General features: G+C 39.4%; 29 protein-coding genes and 1 other RNA gene. 26 read left to right on the top strand and 4 right to left on the bottom strand.

Annotated features, from left to right (window positions below; genetic code table 11):
- Positions 1-5 precede the first annotated feature (5 nt).
- The 10 genes from FF105_RS00765 (at position 6) to ssrA (ending at position 8,485) form a co-directional block, all read left to right on the top strand.
- Complete coding sequence (locus FF105_RS00765; protein ID WP_010279492.1) at positions 6-971, top strand: nitronate monooxygenase; 966 nt, start codon at positions 6-8, stop codon at positions 969-971.
- Positions 972-1,028: 57 nt separating this feature from the next.
- Entirely contained in the window at positions 1,029-1,967 is a 939-nt protein-coding gene (locus tag FF105_RS00770; protein WP_010279496.1) for an ACP S-malonyltransferase, read from the top strand.
- A 1-nt stretch (position 1,968) separates the two neighbouring features.
- Positions 1,969-2,700, top strand: a complete 732-nt coding sequence (gene fabG / locus FF105_RS00775) for a 3-oxoacyl-ACP reductase FabG (protein ID WP_010279498.1) — start codon at positions 1,969-1,971, stop codon at positions 2,698-2,700.
- Positions 2,701-2,768: 68 nt separating this feature from the next.
- Positions 2,769-4,031 carry a beta-ketoacyl-ACP synthase II gene (gene fabF / locus FF105_RS00780; protein WP_031941029.1) on the top strand — a complete coding sequence of 421 codons (1,263 nt, stop codon included), beginning with the start codon at positions 2,769-2,771 and terminating at the stop codon, positions 4,029-4,031.
- A gap of 2 nt (positions 4,032-4,033) precedes the next feature.
- Positions 4,034-4,489 (top strand): acetyl-CoA carboxylase biotin carboxyl carrier protein, encoded by a 456-nt coding sequence (accB, locus tag FF105_RS00785; RefSeq protein ID WP_010279504.1) that lies wholly within the window; start codon positions 4,034-4,036, stop codon positions 4,487-4,489.
- A 55-nt stretch (positions 4,490-4,544) separates the two neighbouring features.
- The gene (gene fabZ / locus FF105_RS00790) at positions 4,545-4,976 is read left to right on the top strand and encodes a 3-hydroxyacyl-ACP dehydratase FabZ (protein ID WP_004913636.1); all 432 of its coding nucleotides are present in this window, start codon (positions 4,545-4,547) and stop codon (positions 4,974-4,976) included.
- 1 nt (position 4,977) lies between these two features.
- Positions 4,978-6,354 carry an acetyl-CoA carboxylase biotin carboxylase subunit gene (locus FF105_RS00795; protein ID WP_010279511.1) on the top strand — a complete coding sequence of 459 codons (1,377 nt, stop codon included), beginning with the start codon at positions 4,978-4,980 and terminating at the stop codon, positions 6,352-6,354.
- Between the two features lie 53 nt (positions 6,355-6,407).
- Positions 6,408-7,247, top strand: a complete 840-nt coding sequence (accD, locus tag FF105_RS00800; protein WP_010279514.1) for an acetyl-CoA carboxylase, carboxyltransferase subunit beta — start codon at positions 6,408-6,410, stop codon at positions 7,245-7,247.
- Between the two features lies 1 nt (position 7,248).
- A complete protein-coding gene (accA, locus tag FF105_RS00805; protein ID WP_010279518.1) occupies positions 7,249-8,055 on the top strand; it encodes a carboxyltransferase subunit alpha in 807 nt (268 codons plus the stop codon).
- 71 nt (positions 8,056-8,126) lie between these two features.
- Positions 8,127-8,485: a transfer-messenger RNA gene (gene ssrA, locus FF105_RS00810) on the top strand.
- Between the two features lie 147 nt (positions 8,486-8,632).
- Here the strand turns inward: ssrA and FF105_RS00815 are convergent.
- The 4 genes from FF105_RS00815 to FF105_RS00830 form a co-directional block, all read right to left on the bottom strand.
- Entirely contained in the window at positions 8,633-9,700 is a 1,068-nt protein-coding gene (locus FF105_RS00815; RefSeq protein WP_290045985.1) for a site-specific integrase, read from the bottom strand.
- A 306-nt stretch (positions 9,701-10,006) separates the two neighbouring features.
- Entirely contained in the window at positions 10,007-10,603 is a 597-nt protein-coding gene (locus FF105_RS00820; RefSeq protein ID WP_290045987.1) for a DUF4352 domain-containing protein, read from the bottom strand.
- 50 nt (positions 10,604-10,653) lie between these two features.
- Positions 10,654-11,025, bottom strand: coding sequence for an ImmA/IrrE family metallo-endopeptidase (locus FF105_RS00825; protein WP_290045988.1), 372 nt, complete (start codon positions 11,023-11,025; stop codon positions 10,654-10,656).
- A 3-nt stretch (positions 11,026-11,028) separates the two neighbouring features.
- Entirely contained in the window at positions 11,029-11,373 is a 345-nt protein-coding gene (locus FF105_RS00830; RefSeq protein WP_290045990.1) for a helix-turn-helix domain-containing protein, read from the bottom strand.
- A 284-nt stretch (positions 11,374-11,657) separates the two neighbouring features.
- Here FF105_RS00830 and FF105_RS00835 point away from each other — a divergent pair, with 284 nt between their 5' ends.
- From FF105_RS00835 to FF105_RS00910, 16 genes are all read left to right on the top strand, one after another.
- Positions 11,658-11,873 carry a hypothetical protein gene (locus tag FF105_RS00835; protein ID WP_290045992.1) on the top strand — a complete coding sequence of 72 codons (216 nt, stop codon included), beginning with the start codon at positions 11,658-11,660 and terminating at the stop codon, positions 11,871-11,873.
- A gap of 15 nt (positions 11,874-11,888) precedes the next feature.
- Positions 11,889-12,083 carry a hypothetical protein gene (locus tag FF105_RS00840; RefSeq protein ID WP_290045993.1) on the top strand — a complete coding sequence of 65 codons (195 nt, stop codon included), beginning with the start codon at positions 11,889-11,891 and terminating at the stop codon, positions 12,081-12,083.
- A 5-nt stretch (positions 12,084-12,088) separates the two neighbouring features.
- Complete coding sequence (locus FF105_RS00845; RefSeq protein ID WP_290045995.1) at positions 12,089-12,817, top strand: phage antirepressor KilAC domain-containing protein; 729 nt, start codon at positions 12,089-12,091, stop codon at positions 12,815-12,817.
- Positions 12,814-13,005 (top strand): hypothetical protein, encoded by a 192-nt coding sequence (locus FF105_RS00850; protein WP_290045996.1) that lies wholly within the window; start codon positions 12,814-12,816, stop codon positions 13,003-13,005. Before FF105_RS00845 ends, FF105_RS00850 begins: the two co-directional genes overlap by 4 nt.
- 9 nt (positions 13,006-13,014) lie before the next feature.
- Complete coding sequence (locus FF105_RS00855; protein ID WP_181809868.1) at positions 13,015-13,179, top strand: hypothetical protein; 165 nt, start codon at positions 13,015-13,017, stop codon at positions 13,177-13,179.
- A 4-nt stretch (positions 13,180-13,183) separates the two neighbouring features.
- Positions 13,184-13,606 carry a hypothetical protein gene (locus tag FF105_RS00860; protein WP_290046000.1) on the top strand — a complete coding sequence of 141 codons (423 nt, stop codon included), beginning with the start codon at positions 13,184-13,186 and terminating at the stop codon, positions 13,604-13,606.
- A gap of 1 nt (position 13,607) precedes the next feature.
- Positions 13,608-13,832 carry a hypothetical protein gene (locus FF105_RS00865; RefSeq protein WP_290046002.1) on the top strand — a complete coding sequence of 75 codons (225 nt, stop codon included), beginning with the start codon at positions 13,608-13,610 and terminating at the stop codon, positions 13,830-13,832.
- A gap of 90 nt (positions 13,833-13,922) precedes the next feature.
- Positions 13,923-14,207 carry a hypothetical protein gene (locus FF105_RS00870; protein WP_290046004.1) on the top strand — a complete coding sequence of 95 codons (285 nt, stop codon included), beginning with the start codon at positions 13,923-13,925 and terminating at the stop codon, positions 14,205-14,207.
- Positions 14,208-14,209: 2 nt separating this feature from the next.
- A complete protein-coding gene (locus FF105_RS00875; RefSeq protein WP_147651095.1) occupies positions 14,210-15,022 on the top strand; it encodes a recombinase RecT in 813 nt (270 codons plus the stop codon).
- The gene (locus FF105_RS00880; RefSeq protein WP_147651094.1) at positions 15,022-15,678 is read left to right on the top strand and encodes a hypothetical protein; all 657 of its coding nucleotides are present in this window, start codon (positions 15,022-15,024) and stop codon (positions 15,676-15,678) included. Before FF105_RS00875 ends, FF105_RS00880 begins: the two co-directional genes overlap by 1 nt.
- 143 nt (positions 15,679-15,821) lie before the next feature.
- Complete coding sequence (locus FF105_RS00885; RefSeq protein WP_290046008.1) at positions 15,822-16,712, top strand: phage replisome organizer N-terminal domain-containing protein; 891 nt, start codon at positions 15,822-15,824, stop codon at positions 16,710-16,712.
- Positions 16,682-16,957: a hypothetical protein gene (locus tag FF105_RS00890; protein WP_290046011.1), complete on the top strand. Its 276-nt coding sequence runs from the start codon at positions 16,682-16,684 to the stop codon at positions 16,955-16,957. The genes FF105_RS00885 and FF105_RS00890 overlap by 31 nt, the downstream gene beginning before the upstream one ends.
- Positions 16,947-17,243 (top strand): hypothetical protein, encoded by a 297-nt coding sequence (locus tag FF105_RS00895; protein WP_290046013.1) that lies wholly within the window; start codon positions 16,947-16,949, stop codon positions 17,241-17,243. Before FF105_RS00890 ends, FF105_RS00895 begins: the two co-directional genes overlap by 11 nt.
- Positions 17,240-17,944, top strand: coding sequence for a putative HNHc nuclease (locus FF105_RS00900; RefSeq protein ID WP_290046016.1), 705 nt, complete (start codon positions 17,240-17,242; stop codon positions 17,942-17,944). The genes FF105_RS00895 and FF105_RS00900 overlap by 4 nt, the downstream gene beginning before the upstream one ends.
- Positions 17,945-17,949: 5 nt before the next feature.
- The gene (locus FF105_RS00905) at positions 17,950-18,378 is read left to right on the top strand and encodes a dTDP-glucose pyrophosphorylase (protein WP_290046272.1); all 429 of its coding nucleotides are present in this window, start codon (positions 17,950-17,952) and stop codon (positions 18,376-18,378) included.
- Positions 18,379-18,689: 311 nt separating this feature from the next.
- Positions 18,690-19,121, top strand: coding sequence for a hypothetical protein (locus tag FF105_RS00910; RefSeq protein WP_290046018.1), 432 nt, complete (start codon positions 18,690-18,692; stop codon positions 19,119-19,121).
- The last annotated feature ends 42 nt before the right edge of the window (positions 19,122-19,163 follow it).

A 19,163-nucleotide genomic window follows, 5' to 3' on the forward strand; every position in this document is an offset into this window, starting at 1 on the left:
AGAGCATGACAGTAAAAACAACAAACCCAATTTTCGAAAAATTAGGCATGAAATACCCTATTGTTGAGGGAGGCATGACGTGGGCTGGAACAGGTGTTTTAGCCGCAGCAGTTTCAGAAGCCGGTGGTCTTGGTATTATTGGTACTGGTTATTGGCATGGAGAAGATGTACGACGCGAAATTAAGCGTGCGAAAGCATTAACTGATAAGCCATTTGGTGTTAATGTGATGCTCTTGAGCCGCCATATCCGTGAAGTATTTGATGTTATTATAGAAGAAAAGGTTGCTGTGGTTGCCACTGGTGCTGGCGATCCATCACCATTTTTGGATGAGTTACATGCAGCAGGCATTATTGTTATGCCAGTTGTACCATCAGTTTCTTTGGCTAAAATGATGGAAAAAAAGGGTGTTGATGCCGTAGTTGCTGAAGGAATGGAATCAGGTGGACATATTGGTATGTTGACAACAATGGCTCTAGTACCTCAAGTAGTTGATGCAGTTGATATTCCAGTGATTGCGGCTGGAGGTATCGGTGATGGACGTGGTGTTGCAGCTGCATTTATGTTAGGCGCTGCTGGCGCTCAAATGGGGACACGCTTTTTAACAGCAGCTGAGTCAGAAGTCCATCCCAATTTTAAAGCTAAGATTCTAAAAGCTAAAGATATCGATACGATCGTAACAGGTAATTTACTTGGCAATCGTGCGCGTGTTTTGAAAAATAAAATGGCGAAGTCTTTTGTTAAAAACGAGGTTAATGAGCTTCAAAAAGAAAAGCCAGATGCCGAAGCAATTGAAAAATTGGAATCTGGTACGCTGAAGCGCGCTGTCCAAGAAGGTGACAAGGACGGCGGAGCCTTTATGGCTGGTCAAATCTCTGGTTTAATTCACGACGAAAAACCAGTGGCTGAAATTTTAGAAGACATTTGGGCACAAGCGACCGACTTAATGGGTGTTGAGAATACAACAAAATAGGACGATAACCCAATTTAATTGGGTTGTTTCTTATAAATATGGTATATGGGGTTTAACATGAAAATTGGTTTATTATTCAGTGGTCAAGGTGCCCAACAAGTGGGCATGGGTTCTGATTTGTATGAAGCTTTGCCGGTATATCGTGAGACAATTGATCAGGCCAGTGCAATATTGGGATATGATTTAGCAGCAGTTGTTCAAGACGAAACCAAGATCTTTCAAACACAGTTTGCGCAACCAGCTATATTGGCAATGAGTGTGGCAATCGCTAACGCATTAGGTGAGCGACTGCCACAACCAGTAGCCAGCTTAGGATTGAGTTTGGGTGAGTATTCAGCGCTGACTGTGGCAGGTGCATTTAGTTTTGAACAAGCTGTTGCTATTATCAAAGATCGTGGCGCTTATATGCAAGCCGTGGGTGACAAAAATCCAGGCAAAATGGTTGCAGTGATGGGAGATGATCAGCAATTGGTTGTTGATGTATTGACGGCAATGCAAGCAGATGGCAAACATGTTTATCCAGCTAACTTTAATACATTCTCTCAATTAGTAATCGGTGGGATTGCCAATGATGTTGATGAAGCGGTTGTCAAGTTGACAGATGCAGGAATTAAACGAACTGTTGAATTACCTGTAACAGGCGCCTTTCACACACCACTTTTGAAAGATGCCGCTTCACAGTTAGCAACGCGATTAGCAGATGAAGCGTTCAATTCATTGCAGTATTCTGTGTATTCTAATACCACAGCAAAACCATTTGAAGTTAATCAGTTACATGATATTTTGACAAAACAAATCACATCACCTACCTACTTTGCTCAAGATATTGAGCAGATGGTAGCTGATGGTGTTGATACATTTATAGAAATTGGGCCGTCAGAAACATTGGTTAAATTTGCTAAAAAAATTGCACCAAAGACAATCAAGCGTTATGCGATTACAGATTTGGCAAGTTTTAATGAAATCAGTGAATTATTGATGAAAGCAGAGGTGTAACATGTCAGACTTTACCGGTAAAACAGTATTGGTTACAGGATCTTCACGGGGAATTGGGTTAGCTATTGCTAAAGCTTTTGATGCTGCAGGGGCTAATTTGATTTTACATGCACGTTCAGAAATTCAAGCGGAAACATTGGCGGAATTTCAACATGATGTTCAAGTTTTACAGTTTGATATTGCCGATGCAACGGCAACTGAAGCAAGCTTAAAAGCCCTTTATAAACAGGAAAACTTTCAAGGAATTGATATTCTAGTCAACAATGCTGGTATTACGAAAGATCAGTTGGCGATGGGCCTAACACCTGAAGATTTTGCGCAAGTTGTGAATGTTAATCTTAATGGTACCTTTAATGTCACGCAGCCAGTATTTAAAAAGATGATTCGCCAGAAACATGGTGTGATTATCAATTTGAGTTCAGTGGTTGGCTTAATGGGTAACATGGGGCAAACTAATTATGCAGCCTCAAAAGCTGGTATTATTGGCTTGACAAAATCTTTGGCTAAAGAAGGCGCAAGACGTCATATTCGCGTTAATGCCATTGCACCTGGTATGATTGTGTCGGATATGACGGCTGCCTTGCCCGAGGCTACTCAAGCTGAGATTCTTAAAAATATCCCGTTGGCGCGGTTTGGACAAGTTGATGAAATCGCACAAACGGCATTGTTTTTAGCCGAAAACGACTACATTACTGGGCAAACAATTACAGTTGATGGCGGTTTATATATATAAACCACGTTATAGTAAATACAGAAAGGAAAGGCGTGTGCGGCAAGTTAACCGTGAGCGCTCAAAATATTATGACACGAGTAGTAGTGACAGGACTTGGCGCAGTAACGCCATTAGGTAACGATACACAATCTTTTTTGGATGGTATCTTCAATGAAAAAATTGGTATTAAGCCAATCACGAAATTTGATGCTTCAGAAACTGGCATCACCGTAGCAGGTCAAGTCGATGGATTTGATCCAGCATTACGTGTTGGTAAAAGAGATGCCCGTAAGATGGACCTATTTGCGCAATATGCCATTGATGCTGCAGACCAAGCTTTGGAAAATGCTGGTTTGAAAACGGACGCTGATGCCGATGTACCAACCACTGTGGCAGATCCAACACGTTTTGGTGTGATTTTGGGAAACGGTATTGGTGGTTTGACAACGATTCAAGAGCAAGTTATCAAAATGCATGATAAAGGGCCACAACGTGTTAGTCCATTATTTGTACCAGAATCAATTCCCAACATGGTTTCTGGAAATGTATCACTACGTTTTGGTGCTAAGGGTATTAACTCAACAATTGTGACCGCTTGTGCTTCCGCAACTAATGCAATTGGTGAAGCCTTCTGGCGTATTCAATCAGGTAAAGCTGATGTGATGTTGACTGGTGGTTCTGAAGCAACTGTTAACGAAATTGGTATTGCCGGTTTCGCAGCTTTGACAGCTTTGTCAAAAGAAGAAGATCCGACACAAGCTTCTAAACCATTTGATAAGAACCGTCATGGCTTCGTTCTAGGTGAAGGTTCTGGTATTTTGGTCATTGAAAGTTTAGAGCATGCACAAGCACGTGGTGCCCATATTTTGGCTGAGCTGGTTGGCTATGGCGCTTCTTCTGACGCTTATCACATGACGTCACCTTCTCCTGATGGTGAAGGTGCTGCACGAGCAATGCGTGATGCGCTAAATGATGCCAATTTAGATGCCAATCAAATTTCTTACATCAATGCACATGGTACAGCTACAGGTGCCAACGATTCTGGCGAAGCGCATGCGATTGCGACAGTATTTGGTGAAAATACGGTGCCTGTATCATCAACTAAGGGAATGACAGGACATTTGTTAGGTGCAGCCGGTGCAATTGAAGCATTGGTTTCTGTTGGGGCATTAACACGTGGTGAATTACCTGTTAACGTTGGTGTTGATGAACAAGATGATGATACAAAAGTGGTTAATTTAGTTGATGTTAATACGAAACATCAAGCACCTGAATATGTACTGAGTGCCAACTATGGTTTTGGCGGACACAATGCTGTCATTGTATTTAAAAAATGGCACGAAGAGGCTTAAAAATGAGTTTAGATATTGAAGAAATCCGACAACTAATTGCTGATTTAGAAAACAGTTCATTACGTGAATTTGAAGTGACTGATGGTGATTTTAATTTGCATTTGTCAAAAAATGAAGCTGCATCAATCATCAATCCAGTTGCAACAACACAAAACGCACCTCAAGCGCCAGCAGCTCCAGTTGATGCGCCACATGCATTGGCACAACCAGAAACAGCAGGTGTTGAAATTGTCGCGCCAATGGTAGGTACGGTTTATTTGCAGCCTAAGCCAGAAGCACCAATGTTTAAACAAGTTGGTGACAAGGTAACAGTTGGCGAAACAGTGGCTGTTATTGAGGCAATGAAGCTAATGACCGAAATTCACAGCGAAGTGTCAGGAACAATCAGTGAAATTTTGGTAGAAAATGAAGAAGTGGTTGATTATAATAAACCACTATACATTGTGAAGCCGGACTAACTGGCATTAGATATACTATAAATGTTTTTGACCATTAAATGATAAGGAGCCAGTCATGACAGTTCTAAATACACAACAAATTCAAGAAATTTTACCGCATCGTTATCCAATGTTAATGTTGGATACAGTTGAGGAATTAGTCCCTGGTGAAAAAGCAGTGGCTATTAAAAATATTAGTGTGAATGAAGAAATTTTTCAAGGACATTTTCCCGGTAACCCAACATTTCCTGGCGCACTGACGGTTGAAGCATTAGCACAAACCGGTGCAGTGGCATTGTTGTCAATGCCTGAATTCAAGGGGAAAACAGCCTATTTTGGTGGGATTAAAAAGGCTCGTTACCGTCAAATGGTGCGTCCTGGGGACCAATTGCGCTTAGAGGTAACACTTGATCGTTTGCGTGGTCCAATTGGTACAGGTAAAGGGATTGCTTGGATTGGGGACAAAAAAGCAACTACTGCTGAACTAACATTTATTATTGGAGAGTAACATGTTTAAAAAAGTGCTTGTTGCTAATCGTGGTGAAATTGCGGTTCGCATCATTCGAACGCTCAAAGAAATGGGGATTGCTTCAGTCGCTATTTACTCGACAGCCGATAAAGATAGTTTACACGTGCAAATCGCTGACGAAGCGATTGCTGTGGGGGGACCGAAACCTAAAGATTCGTACTTAAATATGAAAAATATTTTAAGTGCAGCCCTGCTGTCGGGGGCAGAGGCAATTCATCCAGGATATGGCTTTTTAGCTGAAAATACATTGTTTGCTGAAATGGTTGGCGAAGTTGGTATTAAATGGATTGGTCCTAGGCCAGAAACAATTGAGTTAATGGGTAACAAAGCTAACGCACGTGAAGAAATGCGGCGTGCCGGCGTACCAGTAATTCCGGGTTCAGAGGGATTTATCCGTGATTTTCATGAAGCAAAAACGGTTGCTGATAAAATTGGCTATCCTTTGTTGCTGAAAGCTGCCGCTGGTGGTGGCGGTAAAGGCATGCGTTTTGTTTACGGTGAGGATGAGTTATCAGATAAATTTGATGATGCTCAAAACGAAGCGCGTGCTTCGTTTGGCGATGATCACATGTATATTGAAAAAGTTATGTCACGTGTTCGCCACATTGAAATGCAAGTGTTCCGTGATGAGAATGGTCATGTTGTTTATTTGCCAGAACGAAATTGCTCATTGCAACGCAATAATCAAAAGGTGATTGAAGAATCACCAGCTACAGGTGTAACGCCTGAAATGCGTGCGCATCTTGGCGAAATTGTTACTAAAGCCGCAAAAGCATTGGCGTATGAAAATACTGGAACCATTGAATTTTTGCAAGATCGCGATGGTCATTTCTACTTTATGGAAATGAACACACGTATTCAAGTAGAACATCCAGTTTCTGAAATGGTAACGGGATTAGATTTAATTAAGTTACAAATTCAAGTTGCTGCAGGCTTAGATTTACCGGTGGTTCAAGATGACGTGAGCGTTAAAGGCCACTCTATCGAAGTACGTTTGACGGCTGAGCAGCCAGAAAAACACTTTGCACCTAGTGCTGGAACGATTGATTTTGTTTTTTTGCCAACTGGTGGACCGGGTGTTCGTATTGATTCAGCCTTATTTAATGGCGATAAAATTCAACCATTTTACGATTCTATGATTGGCAAATTAATTGTTAAGGCCGATGATCGTGAAACAGCCATGAGAAAGATTCAACGTGTGGTTGATGAAACTGTTGTACGTGGTGTAGCAACGAGCCGTAATTTTCAAAAAGCTCTGTTAGCTGATCCACAGGTTCAACGTGGCGAATTTGACACACGTTATTTGGAAACTGAATTTTTACCGAGATGGACACAAACATTGCCAGATAATCAATAAAATGACTACCGTATGCGTCTAACGTGTGCGGTATTGTTATAATGGAGAGAAAAATGGATTTATATGAAAATAAAAGTTCGAAGGAAAAAATCAAACGTGATGCGTCTGTGAATGATCGTATTCCAGATGGCCTTTTCCTTGCTTGCCCTTATTGCGGTGCCCAGATGTATAATAAACAACTTGGGGAATTTCGAGTATGTGCAAATTGCGGCTATGGTTTTCGTTTGCAAGCGCGCGAACGTGTCAGTTTGTTAACTGATAGTTTTGAAGAAATGGATGCCGATATTCAAATGACTAATCCAGAATTTCCGGGTTACGCTGAGAAGTTAGCGCGAGCACAATCACAAACAGAGCTAGGTGAATCTGTGCTGACTGGTCTGGCAACAATTCAACAACAAAAAGTAGCATTAGGTGTCATGGATTCATATTTCATGATGGGTTCACTGGGTTCGATGACTGGTGAAAAGATTACGCGTCTCTTTGAATATGCAACATCTCATCGTTTGCCAGTGGTACTATTCACGGCTTCAGGTGGGGCAAGAATGCAAGAGGGAATTCAGTCGTTGATGCAGATGGCCAAAGTCTCTGCTGCTGTTGCGCAACACCAAGAGGCCGGTTTATTGTATCTGGTGGTTTTGACAGATCCAACAACTGGTGGTGTGACGGCTAGTTTTGCCATGCAAGGTGACATTACTTTAGCTGAGCCTCATGCATTGGTAGGTTTTGCAGGCGCTCGCGTGATTGAATCTACAATTCATGAAAAATTACCTAAAGATTTCCAGCGTGTTGAAACATTATTAGAAAATGGTTTTGTGGATCAAATTGTGCCACGTGAGTCGTTGGCACCAATGATTGCTAAAATCGTTAAGTTGCATACAAGTCTAGAGGAATAATATGTCAGCAGATATTTTGAATAGTTTGAAAATTTTCAAGCGTGAATTGACGCCAGCCCAAGTTGTAAAAAAATCTCGAGAAGATCGCTTCATGGCACGTGAAATTATTGATGGTATATTCACTGATTTTGTTGAATTACATGGTGATCGATTGAGCGGGGATGATATGTCGGTTATTGGGGGGATTGCGGCTTTAAATGGTCAGCCAGTGACGATTATTGTCATTGACAAGGGAACTGATATCCATGATAAGTTGAGTAAACGCAATGGTTCGCCAGAGCCTTGGGGCTATCGCAAGGCGCAACGTTTAATGCAGCAAGCGGAACGGTTCCATCGACCAATTATCACGTTTATCAATACACCGGGTGCCTTTCCGGGCAAAGAGGCTGAAGCACAGGGACAAGGCGAAGCGATTGCCAAGTCTATACTTGAATCAATGAAGCTGACGGTGCCAATGATAGCCATTGTCTATGGTGAAGGTGGTTCGGGAGGTGCACTAGCGCTTGCCACTGCTAACCAAGTATGGATGTTTCAAAATGCCACGTATTCTATTTTGTCGCCAGAAGGATTTGCATCAATTCTTTGGAAAGATAGTAAGCGCAGTGATGAAGCTGCCGCCGTTATGGGGCTAACAGCAAAGGATTTGTTTGAAAAAGACATTATTGAGTATATTGTGCCGGAATCACACAATCATCCCCGTGTCTTTAATTTAATCAGAAAAAGACTGGATGATGAAATTAAAGCGCTGAACCAATTAACACCAAGTGAACTGGTCAAGCAGCGACGTGCGCGTTTTAGAGCTTTTTAAGCATGATTGACATTTAACCTGTGTTACAATTAATATAATGACAGTTTATAATAAATTGTTTATTATGTTTTGGGTCTGTTTTTTGGAATTCGACAGGCTGTTTAGAGCATTGGCTGCGTTTCGCCGTCCGGGCGTTAAACGGGCAGACATTTTAACTGCAAAAAACGAAAACTCTTACGCAATCGCTGCTTAAAAACCAGCAATACGTAGCTTAATCTTGGTTTCTGACGTCTGAGATTAGGCCATAAAAGGTCAGATCGCATTGTTGTTTACATCTGGAATGGCAATGTTAAATTTATCAGATTAGTTAATTTGATTAGCCGTGTGTTATGGCGTACAAATTGATGAAATTCAAATGATAGCACTATAAGCGTAGGCGCCAATGTATCGGACGGTTTGGACAGGGGTTCGACTCCCCTCAGATCCATTTTAGCTGTTTTATTGGAAATACCGGTAAAACAGCTTTTTTATTTAAAAACGTTGATATATCAATGATTTAGTAATATTTGTAGTGTAACTTAATGAAATTAAATATAACGGTAAATAACTTTTTAGTGCTACAAGTGCTACAAAAGTGCTACAAATTATTCAACATATCCATCGTCTTCTTGGTTTCAATATTACGTTTCGTCTTCAACAAATGAGCATACGTTCCTAATGTTATATTTACGTCGGCATGACCTAATCTCTCGCTAACGTATTGAATCGATATGTCTTTTGAAAGTAGGTAACTTGCGTGTGTGTGTCTCAAACCGTGGAAAGTAATTATTTTACAATCACCTCTTTTGAGATATCTTGCCAATTGTTTATTTGCGGCTGTGTTTGAAGGTGGATAACCAGTTATACTTTCAAAAGCGTAAGAGTCACCAAAATTCCAAGTCTGCGCTTTATTCATAAATGCATCAGGCATATCTATAATTCGGTTTGATGTTACAGTTTTAGTAGACTTAAATTTTTTATCGTTTTCTTGCCATGATTTATTTATTGAAATCGTGTTGTCAGAAAAGTTAAAATCTTCCCTAGTCAATCCTGCTATTTCTGAATATCTGGCTCCTGAATAGATTGCAGTTAGTATCATGTGTGAGGTAACGGAATCATTATCTTTAATAGATTTAATTAGATATTCCATCTCATCATTTTCGAGAAACTTTAACTCTTTTGCTTTGCTAGGAACGTTTGAGTAAGTTTTAATGTTTCGTGTAAAATCTTTGAATATGTATTCTTCATCTACAGCGTATCTAACAAAAGAAGAGATCATATTTTTTATGTGGGAAACAGAAGATTTAACATGGGTTTTTCCATAATCGTTGATTAACTTTTGAAAATCAGACGAAGTTACTTCTGATATTTTTTTATTTGGCCAATATAGTCTGATTGTGCTTGATGTTGTTCTGTACCAAGTTTTACTTTTCGTTTCTAAATGTGGTTCTTTGAAGACATCATACCAATCATCAAACAAATCGCTAATTAAGCCATCACTAATAGACACGGTGTTATTTATTTTTTTAGATTCAACACCCACAGCCCATTTGTTCGCCTCTGATTTTGTAGTGAACCCTGATTTTGTTTTTCGCTTTCTGGTATTACCTTGCAATATGAAAACGTTAGCCGTCCAAGTTTTACCACGTTTGTATATTGAAGCCATAATAAAAACCTCCTTTAAAAAGGGGGCTTATATCTGTTATAATCTAATAGAACGCCCCGTGCGTTTACAATATTTTGTTCAGCACACCCAAAGAACTTTTGCGAGTAAGGGGTGTGCTTTTTTTATTTGTTTTTAAATTTTGACCATAATAGATATAAAACACCAGCCAAAATAATCAAAGCGGTAATACTATAAATAGCAATAAACACCCACTTTAGTTGTAATTGGCTATACTTCAGAAAGTAATGCACATTATTCATCTCCTCTCATCGTGCTATTTTTTATGTACGCCCATAAGGGCATTGACTAATTCAAGTCTACGGTTATCTTGCTTTCATCAGAGAAAAGAGAACCGGTGTAAATTAATTGAAGCTTATCTGTTTTTACAGCTTGACCAATAAGCGTTCCAGTAACTGTTGCCCCCTTAGAAAGGTCACCATATTTCAATTCATCATTAACGATATTGTTTCCATTGTCGTCCATGACAAATTCAGTTAGATCGGTTTGATTTCCCTTGTCATCAATTTTGAAGTCAAGTGGGTTGTAACTAACTTTCGATTTATCAACGTTAGTAATTGTCACATTTACAATAACGTATGATTTTCCGCTGTCTGGTTGTGAAACAGAGCTGCCATCATTAAATTCAACTTTGTTGACTTTTAGAGTTACGCCGTTTGCCTTAATTGTGTCACCGACTTTAAAGGTTTCCTTACTTACATCTTTTGTGGATGACTTTGACTTTGCTGTTGAGCTAACTTTTGTCGCCTTATCACCACTACCTCCCATCGAACCGACAGCAATTATTACAATAATAACAACAAGCAGCCAAAACCATACGCGTTTGTAAATCGGCTTTTTCTGCACGTATGTTTTACCATCATCTCCAACGATTTTCTTACTCATGTCTCTAATCTCCAAAGCTTTTTAATGTGGACGCTCGGCACATAATAAATTTATTCTACTCTTGAAAGAACGATTGGTGTTAAAACATCTTGAACCATATCAATTAATTTTCCAGGTATGCCATTAATTTGCATGAATTCAACATAACTTCTAATGTGATCTACGTCAGCCGTTAAAAACTTTATCGCCCAGCGGTTTGCCTCTGCTTCGTTTTTAATGCTATTGCAACGATGGTCAGTATGAAGGACAAAGTGGGCTATTTCGTGAGCCATAACGTATACAAATTCTGGACTGTTTAGTATTTTCCCACTGACTAGTATTTTGTTGTTAATTGTTACAGCGCCTGCATGAAGATCGTTGTAGACCGTGACTGTCAGTCCCAATTTTTCAAGTATATTCCAAACCTTTTCTTCGTTGTTCATACATTATTTTTCCTCAAATAGCCGACGCAAAATTTCTTTGTCGTTGTCATCGAGCTCACGTCCGCCCCACGTCAAGGGAACAGAACGGTCAACTGCCTCGGATAAATCTACTCCACTCATCATTTTTTCTGTTTCAGTCATATAGTGGTTCGGTTCGTCTGTTCTACCTAGCAAATAGTCTGTTGATACATTAAGCACAGTAGCAACTTGTTCTAAATTTTCAGACTTTGGGCTGTTTCTATCCCAATTATAAATAGATTTATTACTTAAGCCAGCTTTTAATGCTAAGGTTTCCAAAGACATTCCTCGTAATTTCGCCATATCTTTTGTGCGTGAAAGTAGTGTCATATCAATATTTTTCCAGTTTCCGAAAAAGTTTAGTATAAAACTTTTACTAAAAGTGTTGACATAGTAAAAGTTTTAAACTATACTAATTCTTGTAAGTTAGTTACTAAGTTTTAAGCAAAACAAAAACACCTACAAATTTATCTATCTTGGCGGAGCGATAAGGTTAGTAGCCCTTTGTTTATGCTTGTTTACTATGTCATTATAGTATAAAACTTTTACCTTGTAAAGAAAAACTTACAACTAATTATATGAAACTTACTAAGTTTTGTAGGAAGGGAGGAAACATGACAGAACAAATGATTGTAGACGCTGCAAAGATGTTTAAAAAGAGCGTTAAAGATGGTCTGTTTGACCGAGAGATGACACAACGAGATTTAGCAAATGCAGTGGGTGTCACAGAAGCAGTATTGAGTTTAGCGATTAACACCTACGCAGTGAACAAACAGTCTCGTGAAGTTCGTGCAAAGGTTAGGCAGTTACTAGATATCCAAGATATTTAGAAAGGAGGCAAACAAATGTCATTTGATGCAACTAAAAACTATCAACAGTTTGAAATTCTTAAAGAGCTGAACGGAATTGCACCGATTACATTCAGAAAGCATTTCCGCAATGATAAGAATTTTCCCAAACCAATCTTAGATACACCACGTAAGAAGATTTGGGACGGACGAGCATTAGTGTGGTACTTCGATAAGAAGTCAGGAAGGTAAGTAATATGCAGGAAATTATCAAGATTAACCAAAACGAGCAAGGCGAAGCTCGAGTAAATGCTCGTGATTTGCATGACGCGTTAAATGTTAAAGCACGTTTCAATGATTGGATAACAAGAATGATTGAATACGGATTCACAGAAGGAATTGACTTTTACTCATTTTTGAGTAAAACCCAAAACGGTGGTCGTCCAAGTGTTGAATACAATTTAACAATCAGCATGGCCAAGGAAGTTGCAATGCTTCAACGTAACGAAAAAGGTAAAGAGGTTCGTAATTACTTTATCCAAGTCGAAGACCGTTACAAGAAGTTGGCCAACGATCCATCTTATCAAATGGCACTTGGTTTGAAAGCGTCACAGTTACTACTTGACCAGAAAGACCAAATCATTGCAGAAATGAAACCTAAAGCGTTGTTTGCGGACGCGGTAGATGCAAGTGATGGCAGCATCTTAGTCGGTCAGTTAGCTAAGACGTTGCGACAAAACGGCGTGAATATTGGTCAAAATCGACTGTTCAAGTGGTTGCGTGAACATGAATATCTGGGCAGCTGTGGAGAGCAGTACAATCTACCAACTCAAAAGAGTATGGACTTGCGTGTGATGGAAACGAAGACACGAACAGTCAATAATCCTGATGGGTCAATCAGAACGACACATACCACCAAGATTACAGGCAAGGGACAAATTTACTTTATTAACAAGTTTTTGTCAGAAAAGGAGAATGTAGCATGAATATTTCGGAATATGAGCGAGACAACCTACACATTGCACTAGGAAAAGTAGCGGAGGCAAAAAGGTTTCTAGTTAATACGGCAGCAATATCAGCTGACGTTGACTTAGTTTCTTCAGTTGATGCAATCACTGGCGAACTATCAGAAGCCGAAACAAGTTTGCTGATGACGCTATCGCACGAAGATTAGGAGGTTAGCATGTCAAAGAGTGCAGATTTAGAAGACATCAGGCAGTCGTTGCTTGATTACGCACAGGCAGCAATTAGCAAAGGTCGTGAGGCGATAGAGGGTGAGTTGTCTATCAGATACAGCCCGATTGACGAAGCCGAAAAGGCATTGAAATTGATGAAAGAGTTAGGTTAGTGAAATGAACTACGAAGAAATAGCAGCAGTAGCAGTTAAACCAGATTTGAAGCCGTTTGAAGCCTTTACTAAAATTGGGCCAGCTTCCTTGAATGGATATGTCGTCATACCCGATAATCTTCCACTTGATTATTTTGACAAGATTTATGACGAAATAGATCAAGCTCCTTTTGGAGGATTGACGTTTGGCGGGTATTTTACAGAAATAAATAAAGAATTATCTGCTGTATATCTTGACCAATCACCATTTTTCAAGGCGTCAGAACATTCTGATGAAGAATTAGCCTTGATTGAAAAAATCAAAGGAGTATCAGTTCGAGCACTTGGTTTTGATAATAACCATATTTGGGTAAACGAAATGGGAGCGACCGAAGGTGCAGAGTATCTTTCAAAGCAATTGAAAAAATTGAATGTTAGTGAGGTGTGAAATGGCATACGGAATAGTAGCAATCATTATCGTAGTTGTCGCGATCATCTACTTCTTCTATTCAGAGCGAAAGTTTGACGAGAAAGAAGCGTTGCGCGACATCAACGAACTAATGGATAGCGGCATGACTTGGAACCAAGCACAGCGACACATTGAGCATGCAACCGATAACACGCGTGCACTTGATGAAGCTAACAAGGTTCTGAAGCAAAAGAAAAACGCTTAGCACAATTGGAGTTGGCTAAGCGCAGTAGGTATAAATTGTCCTGGAAAATAATTTATATCTCGATTATAGCAAGAAACGAGGTAAAAGCAAATGGTAACAGATGTAAAAGACGTTACAGAACGTCATGAACAAATTGACCGTGACAACTTCAACTATGATGATAAGCCAACTTTGAGCGTTTATCTATTTGGAGAAATGAAACGGTCAGAAGTTGCAAAAGCAAACAATGCAGAGCGTGTATTCTTTCTGAAACCAGAAGATAAACGTGGCGATTATGTGCTAGACACCGATTTAGCAGACTACTTGGAAAAGTACAGTGGTTGCCTTATCACGGTTGAGATGCACGAATTAGAAGATATTGATTGGGGAGATTAAGCATGGCAAACGAAATAACATTAGCAAAGCAATTAAGTAGTGACAAAGTCGTGGATCAGTTCGCTGCAACAGCTGGAGAAAGCGCCAAGTCATTTGCAAAAGAAGTGGCATTGACCATTTCTGGTAATCCGGCATTGCAGCATGCAAAACTAGGCACCGTCATCGTTGAAGCAACCAAAGCTAGCGCATTGGGTCTGTCTCTATTGCCAACGGTAGGGGAAGCCTATTTAGTTCCTTACAAAGGTGATGCGCAATTCCAACTTGGCTATAAAGGCATTGTTCAATTGGCAATGCGAAGCGGACAGATGAAATCATTCGGAGCTGAAAGTGTATATGAGGGTGAAAATCCAAAATGGGACAAGTACAACCAAGAGCTGGTGACTGACGGCGAAGAAACAGGAAAAATCATTGGCTATTATGCTTTCTTCACGTTAGTTAACGGATTCAAAATGGCAGCATACTGGCCAAAAGAAAAAGTTGAAGCCCATCGTGATCGCTTCAGTAAATCTAAAAAGGGTCCTTGGTCGACTGATTTTGATGCAATGGCTAAAAAAACGGTGCTTAAATCTATTTTACAGTATGCACCAAAGTCTAGTGAAATGAAACGAGCGTTAGCAGAAGATACACAAGCTGAATTTGTTCAAGCTGGTATTCAAGATGTCACACCAGAACCAGCGAATATTGAGGCACCGGTTGAAACGGCAAATGAACCAGAAATGAATGCTGAGGAAGCGAGTCTATTCGGTGAATTAAGTGATGTTGAAAAAGAGACTGCGCCCAATCCGTTCGCTCAAAATCTTGGAGGTGACAATTGATGTTAGAGACTAAACCAGCATTGAGTTTTGAAAATGGTGTGATGGTTAATTACAGTGATTTGTTAGCAATCGCCGAAGAATATAAATCATTGCCAGAAACTATTGTAACTGCTGCTCAAGGGTCACGTGCCAACGCTGTTAAAAGTGATTTGAAAAAGAATGCTGACCTGATTAAGAAAGAACTTAAAGCAGAGGATAAGCGACGCAGTGAAGCGTTCTATGAAGAAAATCATGGTGCAGTAGCTGCTTTAGATACTTTGTTAAGTGTCCGTGAAGATTTGGTTGAGCGCACTAATACGTGGGAGAAAACACGTTTAGACGCTAACATGCCTATTCTGGAAGCGTTTATTGATGAACAAAATGAGTTACACCAATTGGATAATCAGCATCAATTAAGCGCTAACGATTGGCGAAAATTAGGGACATTTACACCAACAGGAAAGATTGTTGGTAAGGTTCAAAACGAAATCGTTAGTCAAGCAAGATTAGCAGAATACGACCAAAACAAACAACCAGAATTGACGCCTTTGGATTTGTTAAAGCGTGATCTAAATCGTGCCTTTTCTGAATTGTACTCAAACTACGAAGATGAAGGCATTTATGGCGGTAAAGACATTAAAGATGATTTAGCTAAAATTGCACAATTACTGCAATAGGAACACCACCAGCTCAATGTGGTAAAACCGAGCACCAGTGGAGTTTAGATTACAAGCTAGCGCAAGTAGTCATTGTAACGCACTGCATTCACAGCGATATGGCGCAACCATACAAATGGGTGTGATGCCCTAGGAGGTAACAAGTGGCAGATAACAAAAAATATTATTATATACGTCTCAAGGAAAACTTCTTTGATAGTGATGAAATCAAATTGTTGGAGAGTATTCCAAATGACGGCTATAAATTCTCAAATATATTATTAAAAATGTATCTCAAAAGTCTCAAATATGACGGACGTTTAATGTTCAACGAACGGATTCCTTTCAATGCTGAAATGTTGGCAACGGTTACTGGTCATAGTTTGGGTGATGTCACGAGAGCGATTGACATGTTCAAAAAGTTTGGACTGATTGAGGTTTTGGAAACTGGTGAAATCTATATGTTAGACATTCAAAGTTTTATAGGTAAAACCTCGACCGAAGCAGACAGAAAACGTCGTTATCGTTCGGAAATAGATGAAAAAAAGTCAATTGGGACAAATGTCCGACAAAATTCCGACAAAAGTACACCAGAGATAGAGTTAGAGATAGAGAAAGAGATAGATATAGAGACAGACATAAATAAAGAGCCAACAGCATATCAAAAGATTGTGGCTGTTTATGAAAAAAATGGTTTTGGTTTGGTCAGTCCAATCGTCTCAGAAAAAATCAATGATGAACTGAAAGATTTTGCTAGCGAATCTAACGAAGATGAAGCAGTAAGCATCATAACCAAAGCAATGGAGATTGCAGCACTTAATAGTGCCAATAATTTTAACTACGTATTGGCTATCACTAAAAAATGGTACAACAAAAAACTGTTCACTCTGAAAGCGGTTGAAGCTGATGAATTAAAGAGTAAATCTCAAAAGGCTTCAAGGTATGGCGGTAGAAGAAATATTATCGAGCCACGGTTAGCTAGTGTTTCAGAGCCAGTTGATGAGCCAGAAAGGGAGTTACCAGAATGGCTGACGGACGCGGCAAAGGACCTTTAGATTTTGTACTCCTAGCAATCAGATTAAAGGCAATGGGAATACCGACATCTAGTAACAGTCAATCATTTCCAGCGGTTAATTTTGAAGAGTTAGGTAGACGATTAAAAGAAAATGGATCACTCACAAAAATGGTTAAATGCGCCAGTGCTAATTACGTATCGATTTTAGAAGTTTGGCAGAGTGCACCAGAAGCGATTGCCGTATTGCAAGAGATGAGAAAGGAAGCAAGCGAAAATGCAAGCTAATGAATATCGGGATTTGATTGGTAAGTATCGTGAATTGAAAAAACAAAATAATGATCTGATTTCGTCAATTGAAGATATTAAAAAGATTATTTCTGATGATAAATATCAACAGGTTGAGATCATGATGACAAGTGGTTGGGATAGAGATGGATACCATAAAAGCACTCAAACTATTTATGTCAATGCAAAAAATGTTTTGAAATTTTATGAAAGTGAATTACCATTTCACGAACATGCGCTTAAGATACTCAAAAATAGAATTGACAATGGGGTAATTGATGATTGACAGAGCTATTCGCAAAACTGAATAAGATTGACCCAAACAAAGGTCTAATCACGTTGCAGTTGAGCACTGATGATATCCACATGCTAGAGAAGTATCACGCCAACGGACAGCAACAGGTGGTGTCATTGATAGCGAGTGATGAAAACGGTGTGTCAGCACAACAGCGAAAGTTTGCGTTCGCTTTGTTACATGACATCTGGTGGTCGCAAGTGGGCGGCTACTGGATCGAAACCCCTGAAACGGTGAAACAGCACTTCTATGCCATGTATGAGTATTACAACAGCCTAGACTTTGGAGAATTTAGTTTGAGTGCTGCTAAGGGTACTAAGACTGATACAAACCAGTTCATCAACATGTTGCTAGATTATGCAGTGATACATGACATTAGTTTGAGTGTGAAGCCGTTGAATGAGTTAGAGCCGCAGGAAATTGCACGGTGGGAGTATAGGTGTTTGCTAGACAAGCGCTGCGTGATTTGCGGTAAGTCTCACGCCGATTTGGCACACGTTGATAGCGTGGGTGCGAATGGCGGTAATCGTCAGAAGATAAACCATTTAGGGTTGCGAGCAATGAGCCTGTGCCGTGAACATCATCAAGAGCAGCACAAGATAGGCATTCAGTCATTCATGAATAAGTACCACCTGAATGGCATCAAGATTGACGAAAAAATAGCTTTGGCACATGGACTGAATATGAGGTGAACAAACTGAGTAAAGTAATTTTAGATTTAACGTTTCTTAAACAGGTGACGCTAAACAAATATATTGACGCAGAACGAAAAAATAGGTATGCAGGAGCACGTTTAAAACGTCTCGCTACTACTTACACCAGAAACGTTTTTTCACAGGCTATGGTCGATAATATAGCTTTTGAATGGCCGTGCAAATTGAAACTTGATTGGTATTTACCAGATGGCAGAATAGATCCAGATAATTGGGCGTTTCTCAAGAAGTTTATTTTTGACGGTATGCAAACTGCCAAGGTGCGAGGCAACATATTTTTACAAAATGACAATATTAAACACATCAAGGGGTTTGACGAAGATTTTTATATCGATAAATCAAATCCAAGATTGGAAATATACGAGCTAATTGTAACAAAAAAGCCATCAGACAAAAATGAACACTGTGGCTAGAAGAAAAATTATGATTGCTTGCCAACATAGCCCGATGGCGGACCAAAAAATTATGTGGCTGTTTTTAATGACAATACCTATAATTAGCACTAAAAAAATAATGATTGCAAATGAAATGACATAGGTCATACGATTCCCCCAAATTTTATACAAAATATTATTCTAACAAAAAAGGAGATAAATGCAAATTGATGATTGAAATAGGACACAACTTACAGCATGCGATTGAGTCTGGCATGTTATTGTCAGCAATGGTCGCAGTTACTTATATTGTATTGAAATATCTAAAACAAAAAAAGGAGAATTAAATTATGTTTTATATCACACCAACACCAATGTCTTGGATTATCTGGCTCGTACTATTCGTTGTACCAATTGCTATTATTATTGCCGGTATGACTTTCGCATATTACGAAAAGATAAAGATAGGAATCGTTATTGGATCAATAGGAGCGGTTTTTCTGCTTGTGAGTTTAGTTTTGGGTGGTTCGTCTGCTTATCACAACTACACACACTCATCTAGCTATGTAAAAGCTAAAAAGTCCTACAAATTAGAGTATGACAATAAGCAAAAACGAGAAATAGTAATCAAAGATTATACCGGAAAAGATATTTACAAATACACTGGTAAATTTAGTTTTGATCGTAAAGGACAGGGGCTAAATTTGGTTGACAATGTCACTGGTAAGAAAATGTCAATCTACATCGGTGATAATGATTCTGTAATTGTTACTGACGAATAGTTAAAGGAGCAAAGCGTGGCGGATAGAATTGATACACCTGTA

The organism is Leuconostoc sp. UCMA20149 (assembly GCF_030400235.1).
GTDB lineage: Bacteria > Bacillota > Bacilli > Lactobacillales > Lactobacillaceae > Leuconostoc > Leuconostoc pseudomesenteroides.